9 protein-coding genes are annotated in these 13,556 nt (G+C 27.7%); 8 read left to right on the forward strand and 1 reads right to left on the reverse strand.

What is annotated here, in order from left to right:
- The first annotated feature begins 104 nt into the window (after positions 1-104).
- On the forward strand, positions 105-974 hold the full coding sequence (locus tag IPP08_06835) for a DUF4905 domain-containing protein (protein QQS65503.1): 870 nt from the start codon (positions 105-107) through the stop codon (positions 972-974).
- Positions 975-987: 13 nt separating this feature from the next.
- On the opposite strand, the gene IPP08_06840 is transcribed toward IPP08_06835, so the two are convergent.
- Positions 988-2,778 carry an ABC transporter ATP-binding protein gene (locus IPP08_06840; GenBank protein QQS65504.1) on the reverse strand — a complete coding sequence of 597 codons (1,791 nt, stop codon included), beginning with the start codon at positions 2,776-2,778 and terminating at the stop codon, positions 988-990.
- 160 nt (positions 2,779-2,938) lie between these two features.
- Between IPP08_06840 and IPP08_06845 the strand changes: the two genes are divergently transcribed.
- The 7 genes from IPP08_06845 to IPP08_06875 all read left to right on the forward strand — a co-directional run bounded on the left by IPP08_06845 (position 2,939) and on the right by IPP08_06875 (position 13,512).
- The gene (locus IPP08_06845) at positions 2,939-4,729 is read left to right on the forward strand and encodes a hypothetical protein (GenBank protein ID QQS65505.1); all 1,791 of its coding nucleotides are present in this window, start codon (positions 2,939-2,941) and stop codon (positions 4,727-4,729) included.
- A 79-nt stretch (positions 4,730-4,808) separates the two neighbouring features.
- Positions 4,809-6,578, forward strand: a complete 1,770-nt coding sequence (locus IPP08_06850) for a hypothetical protein (protein ID QQS65506.1) — start codon at positions 4,809-4,811, stop codon at positions 6,576-6,578.
- Positions 6,579-6,672: 94 nt separating this feature from the next.
- Positions 6,673-7,779, forward strand: a complete 1,107-nt coding sequence (locus tag IPP08_06855) for an ABC transporter permease (protein ID QQS65507.1) — start codon at positions 6,673-6,675, stop codon at positions 7,777-7,779.
- A gap of 106 nt (positions 7,780-7,885) precedes the next feature.
- On the forward strand, positions 7,886-9,175 hold the full coding sequence (gene eno / locus IPP08_06860; protein QQS65508.1) for a phosphopyruvate hydratase: 1,290 nt from the start codon (positions 7,886-7,888) through the stop codon (positions 9,173-9,175).
- A 64-nt stretch (positions 9,176-9,239) separates the two neighbouring features.
- Positions 9,240-10,646 carry a phosphoglucomutase/phosphomannomutase family protein gene (locus IPP08_06865; GenBank protein ID QQS65509.1) on the forward strand — a complete coding sequence of 469 codons (1,407 nt, stop codon included), beginning with the start codon at positions 9,240-9,242 and terminating at the stop codon, positions 10,644-10,646.
- A gap of 58 nt (positions 10,647-10,704) precedes the next feature.
- Positions 10,705-11,670 carry a glycosyltransferase family 9 protein gene (locus IPP08_06870; protein ID QQS65510.1) on the forward strand — a complete coding sequence of 322 codons (966 nt, stop codon included), beginning with the start codon at positions 10,705-10,707 and terminating at the stop codon, positions 11,668-11,670.
- 72 nt (positions 11,671-11,742) lie between these two features.
- The gene (locus IPP08_06875) at positions 11,743-13,512 is read left to right on the forward strand and encodes an ABC transporter ATP-binding protein (protein ID QQS65511.1); all 1,770 of its coding nucleotides are present in this window, start codon (positions 11,743-11,745) and stop codon (positions 13,510-13,512) included.
- The last annotated feature ends 44 nt before the right edge of the window (positions 13,513-13,556 follow it).

A 13,556-nucleotide genomic window follows, 5' to 3' on the forward strand; every position in this document is an offset into this window, starting at 1 on the left:
AATTGTTATTATTTTTACCAGGTTGTTTGTGATTATATTCTTTAGCAAGAATTTAATTACATATCAATCTGGTATTTATTTTCTAAATTAATTAATTATTAATCGTGAAATTTTTCGATAAATTATTTTCAAATAAGTTAGATATTAAATGGGAAATTGATGTAAATAATTTTTCAATTTGGAAGATTTTCCCTAGTAAGAGTAATATACTTATTTGTGAAATTCGAAACATCGATTCAAAAGAGATGTATTTAATGGGAATAGATATAGATTCTGGAAATTTAGTTTTTAATAATATAAAATTTATTGAAAAATGGTGGATTGCTTTAGAGACTGTGGTTGATGATTATATTATTTTACATAATTATCCAAAACCTGATTTACCAAAAGCTTTTGGAATTACAGTCTTAAATAGTATAGATGGCAAGATATTATGGAATGAACCAAAAATGAGATTTATAGCAGGTGAAGGTGATATAGCATATACACAAGGTTTAGATAATATAAATGAAATCTGTTATTATAAGATTAATTTGCAAAATGGAAATGTAATTGAAAATTATGGTCAAGATCTTGATTCTTGTAGGGGATTTATTGAAGAAACATCTAATTCTGTAATATGGGATGGTTGGATAAATTCAGAAGTTATAACGACTTCTGATTCAAAATTTAATATTATTAAAGAAATTATTAGTGATAATAATACTAATCAACGAGGAAGTATTTCTTACTTGAATTATCAAAACAATTCAATAATAATTGTCTATGAAAAATCAAATAAAAATGCAAATGCAATGTTGAAAAATTATTTGAATGTTTTGCTCTATATATTTAATCATGAAGGCAAATTAATTCACAAGGATTTAATTTCAGAAAATTCTGTTAATACCAATGAAGACTTATTTTTTATTTGGAAAGAGAATTTAATATTCTTAAAAAACAGCAATATTATATCATCAATAAGTTTACAATAAGTTAATATATAATTTACATATTGCTTAATTCATCTTCAAGAATTTGCAATTCGTAAATTTCGTTGTACTTCCCTTTCAAGCTCAATAACTCATTATGAGTACCAGTTTCAATTATTTCACCTGAATCTAAAACAATAATATTATCAGCATCTTTAACTGTAGAAATTCTATGAGATATAAGAATTGTAGTTTTATCTTTCATAATAGTTTTTAATCTTGTTAGAATATTCTCTTCAGTTTGAGTATCAACTGCTGATAAAGCATCATCTAGAATTATAATCTTAGGATTTCTTAAAATTGCCCTAGCAATTGATGTTCTTTGTTTTTGTCCTCCAGATAAAGTTATACCTCTTTCACCAACAATAGTATCAAACCCGTTTGGGAAACTTCTAATATCAACATTTAACTGAGCAATTTCAGCAGCATTCTTTACATCATTTAATGTGGAGGTATTGCTTCCGAATCTTATATTACCTTCTACTGTATCGCTAAACAAAAAAGTTTCTTGAGTAACAGTTCCTATCAATTCCCTTACTTGTTTATATGAAATATCTTTAATCGAAATCCCATTTAATAAAATATCTCCATTAGTTGTTTCATATAGTTTTCCAATCAAATTTGTTATGCTTGATTTACCTGAACCAGTTGAACCAATTATTGCCAACGTATCACCAGATTCAACTTTAAATGAAACATTTTTTAGTACCAAAGGTAGATTTTCTAAATATTTAAAACTTACATTCTTAAATTCAATCGATACTTTGTCGGAACTAAAATCAACAACTTCTTTTTCGGAACTATCTTCAGATTTTGTATCTAAAATAGTTTTAATTCTAATAATTGATGCAATTGCTCTTTGGAACATATTTGAAATCCAACCAATTGAAATTACAGGCCAAATTAACTGATTAATGTAACTAAAAAATTGTGCAAGCTGACCAAGTGTAATATTTTTATTAATAGCTTCATAACCTCCTATCAATAGAACCATTACTTGTGAAACTCCTATTAAAGAAATCATTATTGGTTGCATTGCAGCATCAACTTTTACCAAGTCTAAATTTCTATTTTTATATTCTAAGCTCATTTTATTGAAAACTTTGCTAGAATGCTTTTCTCTATTATAAGCCCTGATAACTCTAACTCCTGAAATATCTTCTTGTGCAAAGGAAGTAATGTTAGCAAATTGTTCTTTTGTTTTTCTAGATAGTTCATGAATCTTTTTTCCGAACCTATAAACCAAATAGCTTACAATTGGTAATGGAATTAAAGCAAATGCTGTAACTTTTACTGATAAGTTAAGCATCAAAAAGAGTGAAAATAATATTGTGGTAAATGTGTTAACAGTATACATAATTGCAGGACCAGCAATTTCTCTAAGTTGTGGAATATCATTTGTAGCTAGAGCCATTATATCTCCAGTTGGAGTTTTAGTAAAATAATCCATTGGTAAAGTTGCAATATGATCATTGAAGTCTTTTCTTAAATCATACTCAACAAACCTTGATACTACTATAATACATTGTCTAGTGAAAAAAGAGAAGATTCCACTGCCAATTGCTAAAAGAACTATAATATAAACTATTTTAAGCAATGAATCAGTTACTTCTTGTTGAGTTAAAATATCAATATGGTTTCCAGTAATATTTGTATCGAATGCTTTTTTAATTATATCAATTGCATTCCCAATAAACTTAGGTATTGATGAAGAAAAAACATTTGAAATTGTCATAGTAAACAATCCTAATAACAATCTATATTTATATTTTAAAAAGTAAGGCTTAAGTAATAATAATTGCTTCATTTTAATAATAATGGTTGAAGAGTAGTCATCAATAATAATATTTGAATTATTTTAGTAAGAAAATTTTTTGTGGCAAATTCTGAACTTAAAAAAATATGTCTGCAAAATTATCTTTTTATTCATTTAAATATTTATAATTTTATAATCTCTAGTTTTTAATATGAAATTTACTTCCAGAATTATATATGTTTTGGCTTTTATAATTTTTGTTGCGTCTTGTAGAAAGAGTAACAACAATTCTGGAAATAATTTTAGTGCTAATGAAATACCTAGTAGAGGTGATTGGGTAGTACAACATGAAACTGCTGACCCTGAATGCTTAAATCCTTCAATATCAAGTGATGCTACTTCATCTGAAATGTTTAACTATTTGTATCAAAGATTAACAGTTGCAGATCCAAACTCTTTAATCAGAAAACCTCAAATCTCTGAAAATGTACCCGTAGATTCTGGTGATCATCTTCAATATGATTTTAATCTAAATAAAAAAGCAGTTTTTAGTGATGGTAAACCAATTACAGCAGCTGACTTTATTTTTTATCTTAAAGTTATAAAGAACCCTTTATTAGCAGAAGCAGAACCTCATAGAGGTTATTTAACAGATGTTTTTAGTGCTGAAATTATTGATAATGATCCTTATAAATTGAGGTTTAAAATGATCAAACCAAATTGTTTAGCAATTCAATCAATTTCTGAAGAACTATATGCAGTCCCAAAACATATTTGGGATGTAAACAATATTTCCGATAAAATTAGTTGGCAAATGTTAGATAAACCAAATTTATCTGATACTATTTTATCGAATTTTGCAAATTTAATGAAAGATGCTAACAAGAATACCGATCCTAAATATATAATTGGAAGTGGAACTTATTTGTTATCAGAGTTTAAAAGGAATGAAAGAGTTGTATTTGAAAGAAATGAAAAATTTTGGGGAGGTGATTCTGCTTATAATTTTAATTATCCAGATAAGATTATATTCCGAACAATTAATGATTATAATGCTGCTTTATCATCATTAAAAGGAGGTGAAATTGACTTTATGCCAACAATGCCTAAAGTTCTTTACAATAATGTTAAAAATTCTTTTAACTCAGTTAAAGTTGAATCATGTGAATATGATTTTCCGAGTTATGATTATGTTGGATATAATTCAGAGAACCCAATATTTAAAGATAAGAACGTTAGAAAAGCATTAGCATATGCAATTAATAGAGATGAAATCATTTCTAAAATTTATTTTAATATGGCTAACAAAGTCCAATCACCATTGTATTATAAATCAAAAGAGTACAATCAAAATATACCATTGATTGAGTATAATGTTGAAAAAGCAAAATCACTTCTAAAGAGTTCTGGATGGACTGATTCTGATGGTGATGGAATTTTAGATAAGGAAATAAATGGTAAAAAACTCAAATTTAAATTTGAATTTATTTTAAATTCTGATAATACAACACGAAATCAAATAGCTTTAGTTTTAATAGATGCATTCAGAAAACTTGGAATTGAAGCTACTGTTACAGGGTTAGAATGGGCAACTTTACTTAAAAGATTAAAAAATCATGAATTTGATGCTACTGTATCTGGTTGGGCTACCGATCCGTTTGAAAGTGACCTGTATCAATTATGGCATTCTGGTTCAGCAATAAAAGGAGGTTCAAATTATGTTTCCTTTAAAAATCAAGATGTTGATGATTTAATTATAAAAATGAGAACTGAATTTGATTTAAATAAAAGAAAATTAATGAATTATAAATTACAAGAAATTATAAATGAAGAACAACCAATTAATTTCTTAGTCTCAGCATTAAGAACTGGTGCTAGAAGCAATCGTTTTCAAAATGTTAATTATTTCTCAGCAAGACCAGGCTATAATATTGCTGCATGGTGGATACCACAAAATTTAAGAAAATATAATTCGAGTGGAAAATCATTACCTGTAAATTAATTTAATAATTTTTGTAATTTTTTTGTAAATAATTAAGATTCTTAAATAAGTTTCATCTCCCTCATTTTTATCAATTAATATGTTATTTAAAACAATTCAAATTAAGTTTATTTTTATTTTTTTAGTTATCTCAATAGCTTCTTGCAGAAGAGATAGACCAAATTTAAATAATTCAAATGTGAGTGGTGGAGTCCCTACAAATGGAGATTGGGTTGTTGTACATTCTCCTTCAGATCCTGAAACTCTTAATCCAGTTACTCAACAGGATGCCCAAGCCCAAGAAATTTGTGGATTATATATTTATGAAACTTTAACTAAAACAGATCCAAAGTCACTCGAAACTATTCCTTGGATTGCCGATACTTTGCCAAAAATGTCGGATGACAAAATGAGTTATGAAATTAAATTGAAGAAAAATGTAAAATTTAGTGATGGGCATCCTTTAACAGGAAAAGATTTTATATGTTTTTTTAAAGCAGTTAAAAATACCCAGATACCTAATGCAGCACCATTAAGAGGATATTTCGATAAAATTAAATCTATTGAATTAAAGGATAATGATCCATATATTTTAAAAGCTATTATGGTAGAGCCTTATTATTTAGCTCATGAGATTATAGGTCAACTATGGGCAATACCTTCTCATATTTGGGATCCTAATAATTTATCAGATAAAATTTCATATGATGATTTAAATAATGCAAAAATTACTCCAGAGATTAAAGGAATAGCTGATATATTTAATAACAGTGAAAGTGGATCTGACCCGAAATTTATGGTTGGAAGCGGAACTTATAAATTTATGGAATTCAAAAGAAACGAAAAAATAGTTCTTGATAGGAACGAAAATTATTGGAATTCTGGAAATATTTATGGGAAACAGTATCCAAATAAAATCATATATAGAACTATAAATGATTATAATGCAGCTGTTTCATCATTAAAAGGTGGTGAAATTGATTTTATTGCAACAATGCCTAAAGTACTTTATGTTAAGGAAAAACCAGGTTTTGAAAAAGTAAATTTAAAACCTGCTGAATATGATTATCCCACATACACTTATATTGGTTATAATGAGAAAAACTCAATTTTCAAAGATAAAACTGTTAGGCTAGCATTAAGTAAACTAATTGATAGAGATAAAATAATTAAAACCATTTATTTTGGGATGGCACAAAAAGTTCAATCCCCAACTTATTTTAAAAGACCAGAATACAATAAATTTCTCAAGCCAATAGATTTTGATGTTGAAAATGCTAAAAAAACTTTGACTGATGCGGGTTGGAAAGATTCTGATGGGGATGGAATTTTGGATAAAGTTCTTGAAGGGAAAAAAACAGATTTTAAATTCAAATATTTAATCTCTTCTTCAAGTCCTGTAGCTACTCAAATATGCTTAGTATCAATTGCAGAATTAAAAAAGATAGGAATAGTAGCCGAAACCGAGGAACTTGAATGGTCAATATTTCTAAAAAAACAGCGTGATGGTCAATATGATGCATATTTAGGTGCTTGGGCTATGGATGCTGTTGAAGGGGATATGTATCAAATTTGGCATTCTAAATCCTCCGTTGGAGGTGGGAGTAACAAGATATTCTATAACAACCCAATGGTAGATTCTTTAATTGAAACAATTAGAGGTGAATTTGATTTTGAGAAAAGAAAATCTTTATATCAAGATGTTCAAAAAATTATTTATGAAGATCAACCATATACTTTTTTAATATCTCAAGTTTTTACTGGAAGCTATAGTGCTAGATTTCAAAATGTTGAATTTTTTCCAAATAGACCATGTTTTGCAGCAAATTTATGGTATGTTCCAACATTGGCTCAGAAATATAAAAATTAAAATTCTCAATTTATATTTTTTAATTTTGTAATTTTTTTAATATCTACATTTTTTAATTGTATCTTTAATCAATAACAGATAAACGGTAAGTTTCTTGATTACATATATCATAAAAAGAGTATTACTTTTCATACCTACATTAATTGCAATTACTTTAGTAACTTTTGGTATAAGTAAATTAGCTCCAGGTGATCCGTTAGAATTAAAAGTAGGTCTTTCTGGAGAAAACCAAAGGGCAGACAGAGTTCTTAGTAAAGCTTCATATGAACAATTGAGAAAACAATGGAATTTTGACAAACCAATTTGGTATTGGACACTTTTTGATACATTGAAAAACGCAAATGGTGAGCTACTTCCAAATATAGAACAAATTACTTTTAGGTGGAATGGATTAGAAAATCAATATCATTTATGGGCTAAAAAGGCTTTACTTTTTGATTTTGGTAAATCTATAAAAGACAATAAAGATGTACTTCCAAAAATTTGGGAGAGAGTACCAATTACTTTACTAATGAGCATTATTTCAATTATTTTATCATATTTGATAGCAATCCCTATTGGTATTTATTCTGCAACTCATCCAGGTAGTTGGTTGGATAGATTATTAAGTACATCATTATTTGCTTTATATTCATTACCTAATTTTTGGGTTGCAACATTAATGTTTATTTATGTTTGTATTGGAGGAGGATATTTAGACTGGTTCCCTTCTTCCAATTTACATTCAATTGATTATAGTGATTCATGGAGTTGGTTTGAGAAAACAAATGATTTACTTTGGCATTTAGTTTTACCTATGATAGTTTATACTTATGGAAGTTTTGCTTATATCTCAAGGCAAATGAGAACTGCAATGCTTGAAGTTGTAAGACAAGATTATATTCGAACTGCAAGGGCTAAAGGATTAAAAGAAAAAACTGTTATTTTTAAACATGCATTAAGAAACTCATTAATCCCAATTATAACTTTACTTGCTGGCTTATTACCTGGATTACTTGGAGGTTCTATTATAGTTGAAAGTATTTTTACAATTCCAGGAATTGGCAAATTAGCTTTTGAAGCATTAACTGAAAGAGATTATCCAATTATTATGGCAGAGTTAATTATAAGCGCTGTGCTCACAATGATTGGTGTCTTGTTTGCTGACATACTTTATTCTGTTGCCGATCCTAGAATTGCCTTTGATAAAAAAAGTAGTTAATTTTCTATAATTTATTATTTGACTTTTCAATAATATTTTTAAACTATAGATTAATGTGAATATTAAAATTTTCAATTTTGTTAACAATAAAAATTTAAATAAAAAAATGATTATCGAAGATGTTTATGCGAGACAAATTTTAGACTCTCGTGGAAACCCAACTATTGAAGTAGAAGTTTATTTAGAAGATGGAGCTTATGGAATTGCATCAGTACCTTCAGGTGCATCAACTGGTGAACATGAAGCTCATGAACTTAGAGATGGTGATAAATCAAACTATTGTGGAAGATCTGTAAACAATGCTGTTGATAATGTTAATAATATAATTTCTGAGGAGTTGATTGGGTTAGACTCAAGTGAACAAACAGAAATAGATCAAACTTTGATAGAACTTGATGGCACTACTAATAAATCAAAATTAGGAGCTAATGCAATTCTTGGTGTTTCATTAGCTTGTGCAAAAGCTGCTGCTGAATCTTATGGAATGCCATTCTACAGATATATTGGTGGTTTGAATGCAAAAACTTTACCAGTTCCATTAATGAATATTATTAATGGTGGAAAGCATGCTGATAACAATATTGACTTTCAAGAGTTTATGATTGTTCCAGTTGGAGCAGATACTTTTAGTGATTCTTTAAGATGCGGTGTTGAGATATTCCATTCTTTAAAAAATGTTTTAAAATCAAAAGGTTATAGCACATCAGTTGGTGATGAAGGTGGTTTTGCTCCATCATTAAAATCTAATGAAGAAGCCTTAGAAATTATTCTAAAATCTATTGAAGATGCTGGTTACAGACCTGGTCATGATGTTTGGTTAGCATTAGATGTTGCTTCAAGTGAAATGTATGAAAATGGTAATTATAGAATGTATAAATCTGATAAGTCTTTAAAGACCAGAGAACAAATGGTGGAATGGTTGGCTAAATTAACTGAAATTTATCCTATAATTTCTGTTGAAGATGGTATGGCTGAAAATGACTGGGAAGGATGGAAAATGTTGACCGAAGCAATTGGAAATGATATTCAATTAGTTGGTGACGATTTATTTGTTACCAATACAGATTATTTGTGGAAAGGAATTGAAGAAGAATGTGCAAATTCTATTTTGATTAAACCAAATCAGATTGGTACATTAACTGAAACTTTAACGGTTATGGAATTAGCTCATAGAAATGGATATACTACAATGGTTTCTCATAGAAGTGGTGAAACAGAAGATACTACTATAGCAGATTTATCAGTCGCTTTAAATACTGGGCAAATAAAAACAGGCTCTGCTAGCAGAACTGATAGAACATCAAAATACAACAGACTTTTAAAAATTGAAGATGAATTAGGTGTTGCTGCTGAATTTGCTGGTAAAACAGCATTTGCTGCTCAAATTATTTCTTAATGAAAAACAATTTTTATTTATTTCAATTTCTATATCTTTCAAATAATTTTTTCTTTTTAATAAATTGTCAATTATATTCGGAACTGACGGATGGAGAGGTGTAATTGCAGATGACTTTACATTTGCTAATGTGGCTATTGTAGCTAGAAGTGCACATGAATTCTATAATAACCATAAAAATTCTGCAAATGGAATTGTTATTGGCTATGATGCTAGATTTCATTCAGATAATTTTGCTAAATTGGTATCTAGAATTTTTGCAACAGAAGGAATGAAAGTCTATTTATCTGATTCAATTTCTTCAACACCTCAAATTTCACTATTTGCAAAAGAAAATAATTTATCAGGTGGAATAATTATTACTGCAAGCCACAATCCTCCCGAATATAATGGGTTTAAATTGAAAGCTGATTTTGGTGGTCCTTCAATTCCAGAAGATATTGCTCAAATTCAAAAAAATATAATTTGGTTTGAAGAACATCCATCTAAAACAAATAGATTAATTGATAGTTATGAAGATTTAGTTTCTAAAAATAAAATTATCATAACAGATATTAAAAAACCTTATATAGAGTATTTAAAGAAAAAGATAAAAATTAATGATATAAAAAAAGCAGGGTTTAAAATTCTATATGACCCTATGTATGGATCTGGAATTAATACTTTTGATCAATTGTTTCCAAATGCTGATCAGATTCATAATGAACATAACCCAACATTTGGTAATCTAGGTCATCCAGAACCAATTGAGGAATGTCTTGGTGAGCTAATTAAGGAAGTAAAAAAGGGGAAATATTCTATTGGAATAGCAACAGATGGAGATGCTGATAGATTAGGCGTTGTAGATGAAAAAGGAAATTATATAGACTCTCATAGAGTTTTTACTTTAATATTGAAATATCTTTTTGAAGATAAGAAATTAAAAGGAATTGTTGCAAAAACTGTTTCTTTAACAACAATGATAAATGATTATTGTCGTAAAAATGAAATCAAAATGAAAGAAACTCCAATTGGTTTCAAGCATATTGCTAAATTAATGACTACTGAAAATGTAGTTATTGGAGGCGAGGAATCTGGTGGTTTTGGTACATGTTTGCATATTCCAGAAAGAGATGGAATTTTTAATGCACTGTTGCTATTAGAAATGATGGCAAAAAGAAAAAAGACATTAAGCCAACTTTCTAAAGAATTAGATAAAGAATTCGGTCCACATTTTTATAAAAGAGTTGATATGCATACAACTATTGAAAATAGAGATGCTATAATTTCAAGAGTTAAAAAAGGAGTAGAAAAATTTGGAACTCAAAGAGTTATTGCTTCATCAGCATTAGATGGCTTTAAGTTTTTTGTTCCACAAGGGTGGCTTTTAATCAGAGCTTCAGGAACTGAACCAGTTATCAGGTATTATGCTGAATCAGTTTCTATTGAAAAGGTAGATGAACTTTTAAAAGGAGGAATGGATCTAAAATAATATTTTATTGAAATTTATCAAGATAATAGAATTGTATTTAAGGCATTTGCTGTTAATAATGGCAAGTGCCTTCTTTAGTAGGAAAAAACGAAATTTGTTTGAAAAGAATTTTACTCCAAAAAAAATATTGTTAGTTAGAACAGATAGAATTGGAGATGCTTTAATTTCAACTCCAATTTTTTTTACACTTAGGAAATTATTTCCTAATGCAATAATTACAGTGCTCTTGTCAAATAAAAATAAATCTTCTGCTGATTTATTGCCATTTGTAACTAATACTATGTTTTTAGATAAAAGTATTAAATCTATATATCATACTATTAATAAAATAAGAACTGAACAATTTGATGTTTGTATAAACTTACTCTTGAACCGGTCTACTACTGCAGTTTTAGCTACTCAAACATCTGGTGCTAATTATAAGATTGGATTTGAAGAAGATCCATTTTTGTATGATATAAATATTCCAAAGCCTGAAATTATACAAAACATTTCAATTACAACTCAATCTTTATTAACTCCATTTACTGATGAAATACAAAACCAATTATTTATAAATGTCTCAAACAAAAATTTACCAAGTTTAGGAAAATTAAATATTGGATTAAATATTTCTGCTGGTAGTGATGAAAGAAAATGGTCTAAAATTGGTTGGATCTCTTTAGCAAAGTTATTAAAAGAAAATAATTTTCAGGTGAGTATTATTTGTGCATTAAAAGACAAAACAATTCAAGAAGAAATAGCAAATGAAGCTAATGTTAATTGTGCAGAAATATTTTCATCTTTAAAACAATTTGTTAACTTGATAAATAATTTCGATATTATTATAACTCCTGATACATCAATAACTCATATTGCTTCAGCATTAAAAAAGAAAATAGTATTACTAATGTCAAATACAAATAATCATGAAATTCAATGGTCTCCTATTGGAGTTGAATATAGAGTAATTAATTCTGAAAATGGACTTCTTAATATAAAAAGCAAAGAAGTGTTTGATAAAATTAATGAACTTATAAATTAACATATGAAGAAGTTTCATTTCTTTTTTCCAATAATTAAAAAGTACAATTCATTAATTTTTTTGATGCTATTATTGAATATAGTCTTGTCTATTTTAAGTACTCTTTCAGTAGCTATAATCCTACCTGTTATGAGGTTGTTGTTTTCTGGGACAGGCTTAGATTCTACTTCAGGGGATATAATTGGTAAAGTTGCAAGTACTGGATTTCTACAAAACATAAAGGAAAATATTTTAGCTTTTATTCAAACAATAATTTTATCACCCTCGAACAAAAGCCAATCATTATTAAATTTAAGCTACTTTGTAATTTCAATTTTTGTTTTAAAAAACTTCGTTAAATATATTGCTTATGTACTTAATACTTACATTGATGAAAACATTTTAAAAACTGCTAGAGATTTAATATTTAGCAAACTAATACATTTACCATTATCTTTTCATAACAATACAAATTCTTCCGAGTTAATAAATATAATCAATAATGATATTCCAACTGCTAATGGTGCATTAATCCCTTCAATAGCCCCAGCAATTAGATTACCCGTTGAAATACTTTCATCATTAATAATTTTGATTACTTTTTCACCATTATTAACAGTTATTTCATTTTCAACTAGTATTTTTTCAGTTTGGTTTGTACGAGTATTGAGAAATTATATCAAAAAATATTCTTCTAGAATTCAAGAAAGTAATGTAAATATGTTAAGTAGGCTTCAAGAGTCATTTCATAATATCAGGATTGTTAAAGCATATTCAAATGAAAATTATGAAACTCAGAGATATAAAGAACAGACCTCTTGGTTTGTTAAAAACTCAATGAAATTTTCTAGAGTAGCAAACTTGAATAGCCCTACAAGTGAAATTTTTGCTATAGTAGCATTAATGGCTGTACTTTTTGTTGGTGGTAATCAAGTAATTAACAATGAATTAAAGGCAGATGAGTTAATAACATTTTTATTTATTTTATTTTCTATGATGCAACCTATTACAGCATTATTAAGTTTACCAACAAATATCCAAAGAGGTGAAGTATCTGCTGTTAGAATAAATAATTTTATTGAGAAATTTGATCCTATGTTAGGTGGAGAGAAATTAATTAATGATTTTAAAAATGAGATTAAATTTGAGAATGTATCTTTTAGTTACAATTCTAATAATCAAGTACTTGATAAAGTTTCATTCTCAATTATAAAAGGTCAAACAATAGCACTTGTTGGAGCATCCGGTGGAGGTAAATCAACCATCATGGATTTGTTACAAAGACTTTATGATACTACAAATGGTTCAATATATATTGATGGTGAAAATATTAAAAATTTCAATTTAAATTCTTATAGAAATTTGTTTGGAATTGTTACACAAGAACCTATTCTTTTTAATGATACAGTTGAAAATAATATCAAATACTCAAAATTAAATGCTGATGAAGATGAGTTGATATCTGCTTCTAAAACTGCAAATGCTTTTGATTTTATTTCTTCAATGGAAGATAAATTCAAAACTCTAATTGGAGAAAGAGGCGTATTACTTTCTGGAGGGCAAAAACAAAGGTTAGCAATTGCCAGAGCTATAATAAGAAATCCAAAAATTCTATTATTTGATGAGGCTACTTCAGCTCTTGATACCGAATCTGAAGCATTAGTACAATCTGCAATTAACAACTTATTAGTAGATAGAACTGCATTAATAATAGCTCACAGACTTTCAACTATCAAAAATGCAGATAAAATTATTGTTGTTGAAAATGGTAAGATAGTTGAATCTGGGAACCATGAAGATTTACTTAAACTTAATGGAACATATTCAAAATTATATAATATTCAATTCGAGAAAACCAAATGATAAATTTATATTTAGTTTTCTTTTAAAATTTAACTATTTTAAAA

The organism is Chlorobiota bacterium, assembly GCA_016700335.1.
In the GTDB taxonomy this organism is placed as follows: domain Bacteria; phylum Bacteroidota; class Ignavibacteria; order OLB7; family OLB7.

Excerpts from the sequence above, each read along its gene's own strand:
- IPP08_06840 (QQS65504.1), bottom strand. The coding sequence starts at position 2,778 with ATGAAGCAATTATTATTACTTAAGCCTTACTTTTTAAAATATAAATAT.
- IPP08_06845 (QQS65505.1), top strand. The coding sequence starts at position 2,939 with ATGAAATTTACTTCCAGAATTATATATGTTTTGGCTTTTATAATTTTT.
- IPP08_06850 (QQS65506.1), top strand. The coding sequence starts at position 4,809 with ATGTTATTTAAAACAATTCAAATTAAGTTTATTTTTATTTTTTTAGTT.
- eno (QQS65508.1), top strand. The coding sequence starts at position 7,886 with ATGATTATCGAAGATGTTTATGCGAGACAAATTTTAGACTCTCGTGGA.
- IPP08_06870 (QQS65510.1), top strand. The coding sequence starts at position 10,705 with ATGGCAAGTGCCTTCTTTAGTAGGAAAAAACGAAATTTGTTTGAAAAG.